Annotated in this window: 10 protein-coding genes and 1 tRNA gene; 3 read left to right on the top strand and 8 right to left on the bottom strand. The window is 67.8% G+C overall.

Annotated elements, in window-relative coordinates:
• Positions 1 to 136 precede the first annotated feature (136 nt).
• Both FG323_RS00125 and FG323_RS00120 read left to right on the top strand, forming a co-directional pair.
• Positions 137 to 1528, top strand: a complete 1392-nt coding sequence (locus FG323_RS00125; RefSeq protein ID WP_141452407.1) for an MFS transporter — start codon at positions 137 to 139, stop codon at positions 1526 to 1528.
• Positions 1528 to 3201: an alpha-amylase family glycosyl hydrolase gene (locus tag FG323_RS00120; protein ID WP_141452406.1), complete on the top strand. Its 1674-nt coding sequence runs from the start codon at positions 1528 to 1530 to the stop codon at positions 3199 to 3201. The genes FG323_RS00125 and FG323_RS00120 overlap by 1 nt, the downstream gene beginning before the upstream one ends.
• A 31-nt stretch (positions 3202 to 3232) precedes the next feature.
• On the opposite strand, the gene FG323_RS00115 is transcribed toward FG323_RS00120, so the two are convergent.
• The 8 genes from FG323_RS00115 to FG323_RS00080 all read right to left on the bottom strand — a co-directional run bounded on the left by FG323_RS00115 (position 3233) and on the right by FG323_RS00080 (position 14013).
• On the bottom strand, positions 3233 to 4267 hold the full coding sequence (locus tag FG323_RS00115) for a LacI family DNA-binding transcriptional regulator (protein WP_255469959.1): 1035 nt from the start codon (positions 4265 to 4267) through the stop codon (positions 3233 to 3235).
• Positions 4268 to 4381: 114 nt separating this feature from the next.
• Positions 4382 to 4858, bottom strand: a complete 477-nt coding sequence (locus FG323_RS00110) for an OsmC family protein (RefSeq protein ID WP_141452405.1) — start codon at positions 4856 to 4858, stop codon at positions 4382 to 4384.
• Between the two features lie 21 nt (positions 4859 to 4879).
• Positions 4880 to 5593 carry a murein L,D-transpeptidase catalytic domain family protein gene (locus tag FG323_RS00105; RefSeq protein ID WP_141452404.1) on the bottom strand — a complete coding sequence of 238 codons (714 nt, stop codon included), beginning with the start codon at positions 5591 to 5593 and terminating at the stop codon, positions 4880 to 4882.
• 56 nt (positions 5594 to 5649) lie between these two features.
• The gene (locus tag FG323_RS00100; protein ID WP_255469958.1) at positions 5650 to 6654 is read right to left on the bottom strand and encodes a L,D-transpeptidase; all 1005 of its coding nucleotides are present in this window, start codon (positions 6652 to 6654) and stop codon (positions 5650 to 5652) included.
• A gap of 20 nt (positions 6655 to 6674) precedes the next feature.
• Entirely contained in the window at positions 6675 to 7970 is a 1296-nt protein-coding gene (gene thrC, locus FG323_RS00095) for a threonine synthase (RefSeq protein WP_141452402.1), read from the bottom strand.
• Between the two features lie 116 nt (positions 7971 to 8086).
• Positions 8087 to 9007 (bottom strand): homoserine kinase, encoded by a 921-nt coding sequence (locus FG323_RS00090; protein WP_141452401.1) that lies wholly within the window; start codon positions 9005 to 9007, stop codon positions 8087 to 8089.
• Between the two features lie 26 nt (positions 9008 to 9033).
• Complete coding sequence (thrA, locus tag FG323_RS00085) at positions 9034 to 11541, bottom strand: bifunctional aspartate kinase/homoserine dehydrogenase I (protein ID WP_141452400.1); 2508 nt, start codon at positions 11539 to 11541, stop codon at positions 9034 to 9036.
• Positions 11542 to 11889: 348 nt separating this feature from the next.
• Positions 11890 to 14013: a TonB-dependent receptor gene (locus FG323_RS00080; RefSeq protein WP_141452399.1), complete on the bottom strand. Its 2124-nt coding sequence runs from the start codon at positions 14011 to 14013 to the stop codon at positions 11890 to 11892.
• Positions 14014 to 14594: 581 nt separating this feature from the next.
• Between FG323_RS00080 and FG323_RS00075 the strand changes: the two genes are divergently transcribed.
• Positions 14595 to 14671, top strand: a tRNA-Arg gene (locus tag FG323_RS00075).
• Positions 14672 to 14990: the final 319 nt, after the last annotated feature.

The following is a 14990-nucleotide window of genomic DNA, read 5'->3' as shown; positions in this document are numbered from 1 at the left end:
CCATCCGGAAGCATCCGCCAGCGCCATTTCCTGTTTGCAGTGCAGCATGGAACCGGCGGGCGATGCTGCAAGAATCGCCGCACCAGAAACGCACGCCGCCGGCGATGCGACCACCGTTCCCGCACAGGAATCCCGCATGACCCCGAAGCCGCGCCTGTCCTTCTGGCAGATCTGGAACATGTCGTTCGGCTTCCTCGGCATCCAGTTCGGCTTTGCCCTGCAGGGCGGTTTCATGTCGCGCATCTTCCAGACCCTGGGCGCGGAGAAGGATTCACTGCCGCTGCTCTGGATCGCCGCGCCGCTGACCGGCCTGCTGGTGCAGCCGGTGATCGGCTACTTCAGCGATCGCACCTGGCATCCGCGGCTGGGCCGGCGCCGGCCCTACTTCCTCGCGGGCGCGATCCTCAGTTCGATCGCGCTGGTGTTCATGCCGCACTCGCCGGCCCTATGGGTGGCGGCGGGCCTGCTGTGGGTGCTGGATGCCTCCATCAACATCAGCATGGAGCCGTTCCGTGCGCTGGTGGCCGACAAGCTGCCGGACAGCCAGCGCTCCTACGGCTTCGTCCTGCAGACCCTGATCATCGGCATCGGCACCTGGCTGGCCAGCAACCTGCCATGGCTGGTCACCCGCCTGGGTGTTCCCAACGAGGCCGGTCCCGGCGTGGTGCCGCCATCGGTGAAGATCGCCTTCGCGATTGGCGCGTTCGTGTTCCTCGCCAGCATCCTGGTCACGGTCCTGACCACGCGGGAGTATCCGCCGGAGGACGAAGCAGGGTTCCGGGCCAATCGAAACGCCCAGGGAGGCCTGGTCGCCGAAGTCCTGCACCACGTGATCCACATGCCGGCGCAGATGCGTCGCCTGGGCGCGGTCCAGTTCTTCAGCTGGCTGGCCTTCTTCGCCATGTGGAGCATGGCCACGCCCGGCCTGACCGAGCATGTGTTCAAGGCACCGGCACCGGACCCGGCCGCGTTCGACATGGCCGTCCCCGCGCAGGCGGCCGCCTTCCAGAGCGCCAACGCCGCGTTCCAGGACGCGGCCGACCTGGTCGGCTCCTACATGGGCTACTACGGCCTGTCGTCGATGCTGGTGGCGCTGCTGCTGTCGCTGTACGCCGCGCGCCTGCCGTTGAACCGCAAGGCGGTACACACCGGCTCGCTGGTCCTGGGCGGACTGGGCTTCCTGTCGATGTGGTTCGTGCCGCAGCCGGGCTGGCTGATCCTGTCGTTCGCGCTGGTCGGGGTGGCCTGGGCCAGCATCCTGTCGATGCCCTATGCGCTGCTGTCCAGCCATGTGCCGGCGGATCGGATGGGCATCTACATGGGCATCTTCAACATGTTCATCGTGATCCCGCAGATCGTCGCGGCCACCCTGCTGGGTCCGGCGCTGCGTGCGTTCTTCGGCAACCAGCCGATCTTCGCGCTGGTGATCAGCGGCGCCAGCCTGCTGCTGGCGGCACTGTCGCTGGTGCGCGTGCAGGAACACGTCGCTCCGACGGACTCTGCCTCCTTTTCTCCCCAGGTGCATTGATGCGACCTTCCGCATGCGCGCTGCTGGCGGCGCTGCTGCCCGTCCTGTCGTTTTCCGTCAAGGTCCGCGCGGACGATGTCTACGGCACCACCGAACCCTTCGCCCGCGAGGCGGTGTACTTCGTGCTGACCGACCGGTTCGTCAACGGCGATCCCGGCAACGATCACCGCGATCAGGGCGGGGCCCATCGCAGCTTCGACCTGCCGACACCCGGCGCGCCGGCCGGCGAGTCCGACAACGTCGGTTACCTGGGTGGCGACTTCAAGGGCCTGCTGGACAACGCCGGCTACATCCGCGACCTCGGCTTCACGTCGGTGTGGGTCACGCCAATCGTCGACAATCCCGACGAGGCGTTCACCGGCGGCGACCCGGTGATCTGGAACGGCGCCTTCACCGATCGCGGCAAGACCGGCTACCACGGCTACTGGGGCATCAACTTCTATCGCCTGGACGAACACCTGCCGAGTCCCGGGTTGGATTTCGCCGGCTTCACCCGCGCGATGAAGGGCCAGCAACTGGACGTGGTGCTGGACATTGTCGCCAACCACGGTTCGCCTTCCTACACCATGCCCGCGCCGCAGGCGCAGTACGGCAAGCTGTGGGACCGCGATGGCCAGCTGGTCGCCGATCACCAGAACCTGCGGCCGGAGCAGCTGGACCCCAAGGGCAATCCACTGCACGCCTTCTACAACACCGGCGGCGGCCTGGCCCAGTTGTCCGACTTCGACCAGGACAATCCCGCCGTGCTCGACTATCTGGTGGGCGCCTACGAACAGTGGATCGATCAGGGCGCGGCCGCGTTCCGGGTCGACACCATCGCCTGGATGCCGCACGGCTTCTGGAAGCGCTTCGCCGACCGCATCCGCGCCAAGCGACCCGGGTTCTTCATGTTCGGCGAGAACTTCAACTACGACGCCGCCAGCATCGCCGGGCATACCTGGCGCCGCAACGGCGGCTACAGCGTGCTCGACTTCCCGCTGAAGGCGAAGCTGGTGGAAGTGTTCGAGAAACCCGGCAGCGATTTCGCCGAATTGGGCAAGGCGCTGTACCTGGAGGACGGCCCGTACGCGAACCCGTACGAGTTGATGACCTTCTACGACAACCACGACATGGCGCGCATGAATGCCGCCGACAGCGGTTTCATCGATGCGCACAACTGGCTGTTCACCGCGCGCGGCATTCCGGTGATCTACTACGGCTCGGAAACCGGCTTCATGCGCGGCCGCGCCGAACACGCCGGCAACCGCAACTACTTCGGCCAGGAACGCATCGACGCCGCGCCGACGCATCCCATCCACGCGGCGCTGAAACGCATCGCCAGCCTGCGCCGCGATTCGATCGCCCTGCAACGCGGCCTGCAGTTGAACGTGTCGCTCAAGGGCGACGAGGCCGTGTTCTACCGCGTCTACGATCACGGCGGCCAGCGCCAGACCGCGCTGGTGCTGCTGAACAAGGCGGACCGGCCAGCGACGATGAAGGTGGACGACTACCTGCAACCCGGCGAATGGCGCGATGCGTTCACCGGTGATCGCCAACGGGTCGGCGACGAATTACGCGCCGAAGTGCCCGCCCACGGCGTTCGCGTGTTCTTCCACGATGGCGCCATCATCCGCGCCGACACCCGCGAGCGCCTGCGCGAACTGATGCGGCGCAAGGCGCCGAAGGCGGATTGACGGGTGGCCTGACGGGTCTTCCGGCAAGTGATCAGGCGCCGGTGGATCCGCGCAGGATCACCCGTGCGGGAATCGACTGGCTTTCCACCGCTTCGCCATTGATCAACCGGAGCAGGCTGTCGACCAGGATCTGGCCTGCCCGCTTGGTGTCCTGCTGCACGGTCGACAGTCCGGGGGTGACGAACGCGGCCAGCGGGATGTCGTCGAAGCCGGCCACTGCCACGTCCTGCGGAATCCGTCGACCGTGTTCGTGAAGCGCCTTCATCGCGCCGATCGCGATCAGGTCGCTGGCGGCGAAAATGGCATCGAAACGGACCTTGCGCCTGAGCAGTTCCTGCACCGCTTCATAACCGGACTGCTCGCTGGTCACCGCGTCCACCTGCAATGACGGCTGCGCGGGGCTGCCGACGGCCTGCAACGCCTGCGCGTAGCCGCGATAGCGCTCGAAGAACTCCGGGTAGTGGTTGGAGGCATGGCCGAGGAAGGCGATGTCGTGCCGCCCCTGCCCGATCAAATGCACGGTGATGTCGTGGCCGCCCTGGAAGTTGTCGCAGCCGATCGAGATGCCGGGCTGGCCCGGCAGTACCGCGCCCCAGCGCACGAAATGGGTGCCCTGCTGGACCAGTTGCTCCAGCCGCGACTGCGCTTCCAGGTAATCGCCGTAGCCCAGCAGGATCAGGCCGTCGGCCTTGTTGCTGTCCTCGTAGTCGGCCTGCCAGTTGGTCGACAGTTGCTGGAACGAGATCAGCAGGTCGTAGGATTGCAGCGCGCAGGCACGGGTGATCGAGCCCAGCATCGACAGGAAGAACGGATTGATCTGCGAGTCGTCGGGCGTAGGATCCTCGAAGAACAGCAGCGCGATGGTGCCGGAGTGCTGGCGGCGCAGGTTGGAGGCGTTCTTGTCGACCTTGTAGTTCAGCTCCGCCGCGATCGCCTGGATGCGCTTGCGGGTTTCCTCGTTGACCATCGGGCTGCCGCGCAGCGCGCGCGACACGGTCGGCTGCGATACGCCCGCCAGATGGGCGATGTCCAGCGACGTGGCCTTGCCTTTGATGGGAGCGATCACGAGGGTCGGGGCATGGTCGGCATACCCCCGCATCATGCCACGTGGCCGCGCCGGCGCCAGCGCGGGCCGACGGATAAGCGTTCGCGGCAGGTTCCGGCGATGCGCCGGCGGTGTTCAGGCGCCGACCGGAACCTCGATGCCGTGCAATTGCACGCCGTCGGCATCGCGGACGCTGACCGAAACCTCCACGCCGTGGCGGACGCTCTCGGTCACCGTGCAGAAGTTCTCGAACTGGGCCAGCAACCGTTCCAGCGACTGATACGCCTCGGCCGCCTCCGCCAACTGGATGTCCACCTGCACGTGGCCGACCCGCAACCGGCCCTGTTCGTTGCGCACCAGTTCGGTGGTCGCGGTGGTCACCAGCGGTCCGGGCTGGTTCTTGAACTTGCGCATCGCGAACAGCAGGCTGGCCGAGAGGCAGTTGGCGATCGCGGTGGTCAGCATCAGCGTCGGGCTGGGACCGGCGCCCTGCCCCAGCGGCTCGGATTCATCGGTCAGCAGTTCCGGAATGGCGGTGCCGTCGAAACGGACCCGGAACTGGAAATCCTGCTCCTGGTGCAGGGTGACGGTCAGGCGCGGGTTGTCGCTCATCGAAAGGGCTCCGGAAGGACATCAGGGTTGGGCGCGCGCGGCGGTGGTGCCGGCGGTGCCGCCTTCACAGGCCGCGCCGAGCAGCCGAGAATGCCGCAGCCAGTCCTGGTCGGGATAGTAGGCAAACACGAACGAACCGTTGCGAATCGTGTCGATCAGCGGCCGCGCCACCGCGGTGCGCACCGCCGGGCAGCCCAGGCTGCGGCCGAGCCGGCCCTGCTGGCGGATCAGGGTTTCGCTGACATACGGCGCGCCGTGGATGACGATGGCACGTTCGCGCGCCCGGTCGTTGATGCCTGGCTCCAGCCCTTCCAGCCGTAGCGAATAGCCATTGCCGCCCACGTAGGCTTCCTGGGTGCGGAATGCGCCCAGGCTGGACATGTAGCTGCCGTTTTCATTGGAAAAACGACTGGCCAGGTTTTCGCCAGTGTTGCGGCCGTGCGCCACCCATTCCTCGAACAGCAGGCGTTGCCGCGCCAGATCGAACACCCACAGGCGCGGCTGGGTGGACGGGCGCGAATAGTCGATGACGCTGAGGGTCGGCGGCAGCGCGGTGCCGCGCAGCGTGCAGGACATCGCCTGGGTGGCGAGCGAAAGCACCTTGCGATCCAGTTTCGGCGCGGTGCGCGCGAGCTGATCGACCAGGCTCGTGGCGGGCACGTTCTGCGCCTGTCCCGGCAAGGCGACGCTGGCGAGCAGGCTGGCGAGGGAAAGCAGGCGGAAACGGGGCGGCATACGGAACCACGGGGCAACGGAGGAAAGAAGCGAGCGCCGTTCCGCTGGCCATCGCGTCAGGGCTGGATGGGGCCGCCGGGATCCGATTCCAAGACGGGCTCGGCCGGCTGTTCGGCCGGCGTTGCGCGCACCCCGGGCAGATCCGAGACCAGCACGGTGGTACCGGGCTGAAGGATGCCATACAGGCGGCGCGAGAACGCCTCCGGCACCCAGAAGGATTGGCCCAACGCCTGCAACGTGGGCATCGCCGCGCCATCCTCGCCCAGCACCCGGTGGGCGACCCAGCGGTGCTGGTGACGCTGCGGATCCAGCAGGCTGGGAATGTCTTCCATCTCCGTGGTCATCACGAACAGCACGGTGCCGTTCAGTTCCAGATCGCCGACCCGCTGCAGCGGCGCCGATCCGATCAGGACGCCGTCGCGCAGCACCGATACCCGCCGGTCGTACAGGCTGACCAGGATGCTGACCGGTCCCTGCGGCGCCGCCGCCTCGTCCCAATAGACCTCGAACTCGCCCAACGGCGCCGCCACCGCCTGGCCGCTGCGGGTCACCGGCGCCAGCACCGCCGGGTGCACCACGCTGGCCGGAGCCGCCTTGGCATTGGCCACCACCACGGTGTCGCCGCGCTGGGTGATGCCGAACAGCTGTTCGGCGAAGGCCTGCGGCAGGCGCACGCAGCCATGCGAGGCCGGATAGCCGGGCAGATGGCCGCCGTGCAGGGCGATGCCGTCCCAGGTCAGCCGTTGCATGTACGGCATCGGCGCGTTGTTGTAGAGGTTGGAGCGGTGATCCTTGTTCTTCTGCAGGATGGTGAACACGCCGGTCGGCGTGTCCTTGCCCGGCTTGCCGGAACTGATGGTGGACACGCCAATCGCGATGCCGTTGCGATACACGTAGGCGCGCTGCTCGTCCAGGCTGACCACCAGCACCACCGGACCTTCGGGCGCAATCCGCGGTGCCCAGATGTATTCGCCCGGCTTCAGCCGGCTGGCATCCTGCGCGGTCTGGGCGCTGGCGGAGGTGGCCAGGCCCAGGGCGATGCCCAGGGCCAGGGAGAGCATGAAGGGTTTTCTCATGCCGCTCAGGATAGGGCCGCCAGCCGGTCGCGCAAGGCGTCATAGTCCGCCGGCATTGGATCCGCGTGGGCCGGGCGCGCCAGCAGATCCGCCAGCGCGGGCGGGACGTCGACCGGCCGGTCGATCAACGGCTCGACGATGCTTTCGAACTTGGCAGGATGCGCGGTCGCGGCGACCGCCCAATGTCCGCCCTCGCCCGCCGCGCGCAATTGCTCCAGCACCTTCACCGCGGTGGCGGTATGCGGGCAGAACACTTCGCCGAAATCGGCATGCCGGCGCGCGATGGTTTCGCGAATCGCGGCATCGCCCACGCTGCGCGCGGTGAATGCGGCGCGCAATGCGGCGTCATCGCCACGATACAGCCAGCGCAACCGCTCGAAATTGCTCGGCGCGCCAACATCCATCGCGTTGGCGATCGTCGCCACGCTCGCCTGCGGCGCGTAGTCGCCGCCGCCAAAGTAATCCGGCAGTACCCGGTTGGCGTTGGTCGCCAGCACGATCCGGTCCAGCGGCACGCCCAGTGCGCGCGCCAGGATCGCGGCCAGCGCGTTGCCGAGGTTGCCGGTCGGAATCACCAGGTTGAGCGCCTGCCCGGTGGCGGCGTGATGGCGCAGGGCGGCGTCGGCGTAGTAGCTCATCTGCGGCAGCAGCCGGCCCAGGCTGATGCTGTTGGCGGAACTGAGCGGTAGCTGCGATTGCAGATCGCCGTCGTTGAGCGCGCGCTTCACCAGTGCCTGGCAATCATCGAACGATCCGGCGACGCGCAAGGTGGCGATGTTGTCGCCGAAACAACCCAACTGGTGCGCCTGCCGTGGCGAGACCCGTCCGTCCGGATACAGCACCACCACGCGCAGGCCCGGCTGGCGATGGAAGGCTGCCGCGACCGCCGCACCGGTATCGCCGGAGGTCGCCACCAGGATGGTCAGCGGTTGCACGTCGTCGCGCCGCAGCCGGGTCAGGCAGGCGGCCAGGAAGCGCGCGCCGAAATCCTTGAACGCGGCGGTCGGTCCGTGGAACAACTCCAGCACGTGATCGCCCGGGGTGGCCAGCGGCTCCAGCGGCGCCGGAAAATCGAATGCCTCGCGGCAGATCGCCGGCAGCTCCGGTGCCAGCGCATCGCCTTCGAAGAACGGCGCCAGCAACCCGGTCGCGGTATCGGCCAGGTTCGCACCGGCGCGCAGCGTGCGCGACGCCGGCAGCTGCACGGGCACATACAGGCCGCCATCGGGTGCCAGGCCGGCGGCAATCGCCGCGCTCAGGCGGGCGGGTTCGGAAGCATCGCGGGTGGAGATGAAGTTCATCGTTTTTCCGTAGGGGAAGAGATTGCCGGTGGCCCAAGTGGCCGACCGCATGTTGGCGGTGATCGCGGGCGGAGGCGGACTAACACCGGCCACGCCGCCAGCGAAAGATCCACGCGCTACAGCAGCCGCGCCGCCGGCGCCGCGATCGGCGACACCCAGGCCTGGCTGCCGAAACCCGCGGCCGCGAACGCCGCCTGGATGCCTGGCGCCGCCGCTTCGGCCCGGGTGCGGGACTCGAACCAGGCGAACACGCTGGGTCCGGCGCCGGAAATGCTCGCGCCCATCGCACCGGCCGCCAGCGCCGCCGCCTTGGCCGCGTCGAACCCCCCGATCAGCGGCGCGCGGCGCGGTTCGATCAGCACGTCGTTGAGCCCTTCGCGTACCAGCGTCGCATCGCCGCGCTGGCAGCCGGCCAGCAGCAGCGCCAGATGCGCGCTCTGGGCGACGAACTCCTTCAGTTCGTAGGCGCCGGCCAGCGCCGCGCGCGCGCGCCGGGTTTCCAGCACCGCGTCCGGATGCACCAGCACGCAATGCCACGCCTCGGGCACCGGAATCGGCACCAGCCGATCCGCGGTCGACAGCACCAGGCCACCCAGCAGCATCGGCCCGAGGTTGTCGCCATGACGCCCGCCGCTGGCGACGGCTTCGCCGACCAGCGCATGCGGATACAGCGCTTCGCGCGACAGCGGCCGTGGCAGCAGCGCGTTGGCGGCCACCAGCGCGGCCACGCACGATGCGGCCGAACCGCCCATGCCGGATCCGAGCGGGATGCCCTTCTCGATCTCGATTTCGAATCCGAAGCCGGGGCGTTCCGCCTCCAGCAGCGAAATCAGCGCCGCGCCGGCGGTATTGCCGGGCGCGTCGCGCGGCAGATCCACGGTGGTGCCGCGGATGTCGGCGATGCGCACTTCCGGCGCGGCGATGCGCCGTACGTGCACGGTATCGCCCGCGCCTTCGATCACGTGGCCTAGGATGTCGAATCCCACTCCCACGTTGCCCACCGACGCCGGCGAGAACGCGCTCGCCGTGTCGGTCATTGCCGTTGCTCCCACCTGTTCCTCCTTCACAGCCTGGCTCCCTGTCCGGCGGCCACCCGCAGCAGATCGGCGAACACGCCGGCCGCGGTCACTTCCGGACCGGCGCCCGGCCCCTGCACGATGAGTGGATTGTCGCAGTAACGCCGGGTGGTGAACTGCACGATGTTGTCGGTCAGGCGCAGGTTGGCGAACGCATGCGCCGCCGGCAGCGCGACCAGCCCGACCCGCGCCCGGCCCTCGCCATCCAGCCGGGCGACATAGCGCAGCACCTGGCCGGCGGCCTTCGCCTGCGCCAGGCGCTCGGCGAACACGGCATCCACCTCCGGCAGCCGCGCCATGAAATCCTCCACGCTGGCGTTGCGCAGCGCTTCCGGCACCAGGCTCTCGATCGCCACGTCCTCCAGCGCCAGCGAGCGCCCGGCCTCGCGCGCCAGGATCACCAGCTTGCGGCCGACGTCGGTGCCGGACAGGTCGTCGCGCGGGTCCGGTTCGGTATAGCCCAGCCCGCGCGCCTCGGTAACCAGTTGCGAGAACGGCACGCTGCCGTCGTACTTGTTGAACAGCCACGCCAGGGTGCCGGAGAAGATGCCTTCGACCGACACCACCGCATCGCCGGTATCGAGCAGATCGCGCAGGGTCGAGATCACCGGCAGGCCGGCGCCGACCGTGGCCTCGTAGCGGAAGCGCGCGCCGCTGGCGGCCGTGGCTTCGCGGATGGCCTCGTAGCGGGCCAGCGGACCGGCGCCGGCCTGCTTGTTCGGAGTGACCACGTGGATGCCGGCGGCCAGCCAGTCGGCGTAGCGTTCGGCCACTTCCGGGCTGGCGCTGCAATCCACGATCACCGCGTGCGGGAGGTGTGCCGACAGCAGATGGGCGGTGAAGCGATCCAGATCCGCCGCCTGCGTGCCGGCCTCGAAGCGTTCGCGCCAGTCGGCACCGATGCCGCGCTCGTCCAGCAGCATCTTGCGGCTGGAGGCAATCGCGCGCAGGCGCAGATCCAGGTTGGCCTTGCCCAGCAATTGCGGCTGCGCCGCGCGCAGCTGTTCAATCAGGGTGGCGCCGACGTTGCCCGGTCCGATCACGCCGACCGAGAAGGTCTGCGGCGACAGCCAGAAGCCCGCGTGCGCGGCCCGCAGCGCCTTGGTCGCATCGGCGCTGTCGATGGCCACGGAGATGTTGCGCTCCGACGAACCCTGTGCGATCGCCAGAATGTTGACCCGCGCCCGTCCCAACGCCTCGAACAGGCGCGCGGCCACGCCGGGCTGGCCGGCCATGCCGTCGCCGACCGCGGCCAGCACGCTGACTCCATCGGTCCGCTGCACGCGCTGGACCTGGCCGATGGTCAGTTCATGCGCGAACGCATTGAGCAGCGCGTTCTGCGCCCGTTGCGCCTCGGCGCTCTTGACCACGCAGCAGATCGAATGCTCCGAGGACCCCTGCGAAATCATCACCACCGACACCCGCGCGTCGCGCAATGCGGCGAACACGCGCTCGGCGGTGCCAGGTACACCAATCAGGCCGGTGCCTTCCAGGTTCAGCACCGCCAGATCCGGGCTCAGGGTCAGGCCCTTCACCGGGCCATGCGCATCGCTGGCGGCGGTGATTCTCGTGCCCGGATGCTCGGGATGGAAGGTATTGCGGATGACAATCGGCAGGCCGCGCTCGATGGCCGGCGACATGGTCTGCGGATGCACGACCTTGGCGCCGAAGTAGGCCAGTTCGCAGGCTTCGTCGTAGCTGAGCGCGCTGAGCTGCACCGCTTCCGGCACCACCCGCGGGTCCGCCGACAGCACGCCGTCCACGTCGGTCCAGATGTGCAGTTCGTCGGCATTGAACAGGGCCGCGAAAATCGCGCCGCTGTAGTCGCTGCCGTTGCGGCCCAGGGTGGTGATGCGGCCGGAACGGTCGCGGGCGACGAAGCCGGTGACCACCAGCCGGCGCTGCGGATGCCCGGCGCGCCAGTCCGACAGCCGCTGCGCGCTCTGCAGCCAGTCCACGTCCACGCCCAGGTCGCCGCGATCCACCACCAGCACGTCGCGCGCATCCAGCACCGCGCAGTCCTCGCCGCGGATCCTCAGGTACTCACCCAGCAGGTGCGCGGAGAACACTTCGCCCAGGCCCTGCACCCGATCCAGCACTTCGCGCGGCAACTCGCCGATCACCGCCAGCGCGCCAAGGATTTCGGCCAGTTCGTCGAAGCGCGCGTCCATCCATTCCAGCGTGGGGCCGGCATTCTCGGCCAGCAGCGCGACCGCCGCGCCACGATGGCGTGCGCGCAGTTCGTGCCAGTGATCACGCCACTCGGCCAGGTTGCCGGACGCCCGTTCGGCCAGCGCAATCAGCGCGTCGGTGACGCCCTTCATCGCCGAGACCACGGTGATCTGCTGGACCTCCTCGCGCGCCAGCAACAACTGGGCGACGTGGCGATAGCGTTCCGCGTCGGCCACGGACGTGCCGCCGAACTTGTGCACGATCGTGGCGGACTGCGGCGTTCTGGAGGGGAGCTTGGGTGGAGCGGCGACGCTGGACGACATGGACGGAACCTCGATAGGAGGCCCGGTACACGGATCAGGCTTTGGGCTCCCCCGCATCCTGATTCGGGTGCGGGGCCGTGGTTTGCGAATTACGCGAACACAACCAGCCGCACCCTGCTAATCGGGGTGGTAATGGTGGTGGTAGTGGTGGCGGCCGACGCGACACCGGCCCAGGCGGAAGCCACCGCCGGCGACGGGGCCGGGCGTATGGAATCGACGGTGGACGGGGCGTTCGGGCGCATTCCCGTAGGGGACACGAAGAGCGGGCAGGCTGTCAAGTGCTGCGTTGCATCAATGGCCCCTGACCGCCCTGTCCCCTCCCGGCCACGCCGGGAGGGGCGGCTTTCCTCAATAGTTGTAGCGGAACTCGACACCGAAGGTGCGTGGCCGCAGGCGGGTCGCCGCGCCGGTCATGCTGCGGGCATCGGTGGCGCCATCCTCGTCGGTGAGGTTCTCGCCGAACAGGTAGGCGGCCCAGCCACTGGGCGACTCCAGGCCGATCCGCGCAGCCAGCCGGGTGATCGCATCGCCGCCTTCGGTACCGGCCGTGGCCGAGGTCTCGCGCCGCGAGTGGTACATCAGGTCGCTGCGGGCGATGCCCTTGAGCGAATCGCCGACCGGCCAGTTGTACGCCACACCCCCGCTGAGCGTGGTCCTGGGCACGTTGAACACCGGCGTGCCCTTGTGGAACTGGGTGCCTTCCAGATCCTCCTTGTAGACCGCGTCGATCACGCTGCCGCCGAAGTTGAACGCCCACGAGCGGTTCGGCATCCAGGTGATTCCCAGTTCCACGCCCTTCTGGGTGGAGCCGGCGGAATTGAGGATGCCGCTGTACAGGCCATCGGCCAGCGACATGTAGACCGGCACGTCCTTCCAGTCGCTGTAGAACACTGCGGTCTCCAGCAACAGGCGTCCTTCGTCGAACACCGCCTTGTAGCCCAGCTCGTAGCTCCAGATCGCATCCGGCTTGGTACCGACTGGCAGATCGATCCCGGCCTGCTCGGCCAGCTCGATGGAGGTGATCGGCTGCAACTGGCCGGAGCGGTAACCACTGGCCGCGCTCGCGTAAAGGGTTGAATTTTCGTTCAGCGCGTAGGACAGGCTGAAGCGTGGACTGGTGTTGGTGAAGGTCTTCTGCAGCGTATTGCGCGTGGTCGCGCTGACATCCATCGAATCGACCTTGTCCTCGAAGTAGCGGACGCCGGCGGTCGCGGCCCATTTTTCATTGATGTGCCAGGTCGCTTCGCCGAACAGCGAGAACGAGTCATTGGTCTGCGAGGAGCGGGTCGGCGACAGGCCGGTCATCGCGGACGAATCGCGGCGTATCGCCTTGCGCAGGTAGTAGCCCATCGTCCAGTCCACCGCGCGTTCGCCGGTCGATGACCAGCGCAGTTCGTGGGTGCGCACGCCGATGTCGACCGTGCCCGCATAGGCCGTCGTCGCGTTGATCATGCCGCTCAGCCCGCGCCACAGGCTGCCGTCCGAGAACACGTACAGCAGTTGCGAATCATCGAAAGCGTAGCTGGCCGTCAGGCTGCCGGAATCCCATTCATTGCGCACGTCGTAGTAGGCATCCACGCTCATGTCATCGTAGGCCGCTTCGAACCCGCCGGGCGAATGCGCCTTGAACTTCCAGTACGAAAGATCGAGGTTGAAGCGCTCGTTCGGCGCGAAGCGCAGCTTGGCGCGGCCGGTCCTGATGCGCTGTTCGTTGATGTTCTCCTCGCCGGTCTGGCGGTTTCTCAGCCAGCCCGACAGGGACTCGTCGGTGACGCCGAATCGCATCGCCAGGGTATCGTCCACCAGAGGCACGTTGACCATCGCCTTGACGCCCCAGCCATCGGTGCCGCCCTCGGTATTGCTGTACGAGGTTTCCACGCCCGCGCGGAAGCTGTTGAATTCGGGCTTGCGGGTGATGACCCGCACCGTGCCGCCCATCGATCCCTCGCCGAACAGGGTGCCCTGCGGGCCCTTGAGGATTTCGATGCGTTCGATGTCGAACGAGCGGGTTTCCGGATACCACGGCACGGTCACGCCGTTGAACGGCACTTCGTCCAGGTAGTAGCCGTTTTCGTTGCTGCCCTGGCGCGCGGACGCTCCGCGGATCTGGATGTAGGTGAACGCACCACCGGCATCGTAGGCCGCCGCGCCGGGCGAGAAGGAAATCGCATCGCCGACGTTGTCGATGCCCATCGCATCGATCTGCTCGCCGGTCATCGCGGTGACCGCGATCGGCACGTCCAGGTTGCGTTCGTCGCGCTTGCGCGCGGTGACCGTCACCGATCCCAGATCAACGGCCTGTTCGTCGCCCGCCTGGGCGGTGGCTTGCGCGTCGATGGATGCGGACGGGACGTCGGCCGCCTGGGCCAACGCCGGCAGCGGCGCGATGGCGATCGCCAGCGCGGCGGCGATACGGGTCAGCGCCGGTCCATGGCGAAGCGGTCCTGATGACGGATGGCAAAGGGATACCACGGCGACTCTCTCCTGGAATATCGAACGGAAGAACGGGAAGGCGTCAGGAGCCAATCACCCACCTGGGGCTCCTTCGCATGGCGGGTGCATTTGCTGCGCGTTTCGCGCTGCCCCGCTTTCAATATTCTTTTCGTCACGCATTCGACATCTAGTCGCCGATAACGGGATTGCACACGGAATTCGGCACAATTCGACGTGATCACTTTTTGTCCAGACACGGCTTCGCCTCGCAGCGAATCTTCGTTCGCTGCGAGGCGGAAAACCGGGTCCCGCACTTGGCATCCCTGCGCGAGAACACCGCGACGCTCGGCGGAGGAGAACGGACATCCGGATATCCACGGCACCGTGGTCGTGCCATGTGTGTGTCCCGCTTCCTCCCGTCAGGGAGTCGCTCGGCATTGAGACGAAGCAGGGCGCCATTTCTGAAATGCCCGTCGCGCCAGCCCGCGACGCACACACTGGCGAATCGCCGCGCTGGCCCCGAGTGCGTGGCCGCATCTCCAGGACCGTCGGCAGGCCGAGGCCCCGCCATGGCGGGGCCGGTCGCCCCATCCGCCCCTTCATGCGAGAATGCCGGCCATGGCCCCGTAGCTCAGCTGGATAGAGCGTCCCCCTCCTAAGGGGAAGGTCGTGCGTTCGAATCGCGCCGGGGCCGCCATCTTTCAAACACTTAGCGGCGCCATTCCGGCCCTGCCGGGGCGGGTGCGGCGATACTGGCAGATCGCGCGGTCACCGCACCCACAGGCAGGAAACCACTCCCGCCACTCCACTCGATGGCACCGCCACGGGGACATCGATCCCGGCAGGCCATATCGGGCCTGGATCGAAGCATCCGCTCCGCCTTGCGCCACCGGTCCGCATCGCAACGCCGTCGATGCTCCGTCATGATCGGCGAATCGCCGAAATCCGGGCTGCCGGAAGCCCGTGGATTCGGCGAATCGAACAGGCTGCTCAGCACATCCACGGAAGGCCCGGAT

The organism is Pseudoxanthomonas sp. z9, assembly GCF_006542425.1.
GTDB lineage: Bacteria > Pseudomonadota > Gammaproteobacteria > Xanthomonadales > Xanthomonadaceae > Pseudoxanthomonas_A.
This window is presented reverse-complemented; position numbering and strand designations above follow the sequence as displayed.

Excerpts from the sequence above, each read along its gene's own strand:
- FG323_RS00125 (WP_141452407.1), top strand. The coding sequence starts at position 137 with ATGACCCCGAAGCCGCGCCTGTCCTTCTGGCAGATCTGGAACATGTCG.
- FG323_RS00120 (WP_141452406.1), top strand. The coding sequence starts at position 1,528 with ATGCGACCTTCCGCATGCGCGCTGCTGGCGGCGCTGCTGCCCGTCCTG.
- FG323_RS00110 (WP_141452405.1), bottom strand. The coding sequence starts at position 4,858 with ATGAGCGACAACCCGCGCCTGACCGTCACCCTGCACCAGGAGCAGGAT.
- FG323_RS00105 (WP_141452404.1), bottom strand. The coding sequence starts at position 5,593 with ATGCCGCCCCGTTTCCGCCTGCTTTCCCTCGCCAGCCTGCTCGCCAGC.
- FG323_RS00100 (WP_255469958.1), bottom strand. The coding sequence starts at position 6,654 with ATGCTCTCCCTGGCCCTGGGCATCGCCCTGGGCCTGGCCACCTCCGCC.
- thrC (WP_141452402.1), bottom strand. The coding sequence starts at position 7,970 with ATGAACTTCATCTCCACCCGCGATGCTTCCGAACCCGCCCGCCTGAGC.
- FG323_RS00090 (WP_141452401.1), bottom strand. The coding sequence starts at position 9,007 with ATGACCGACACGGCGAGCGCGTTCTCGCCGGCGTCGGTGGGCAACGTG.
- thrA (WP_141452400.1), bottom strand. The coding sequence starts at position 11,541 with ATGTCGTCCAGCGTCGCCGCTCCACCCAAGCTCCCCTCCAGAACGCCG.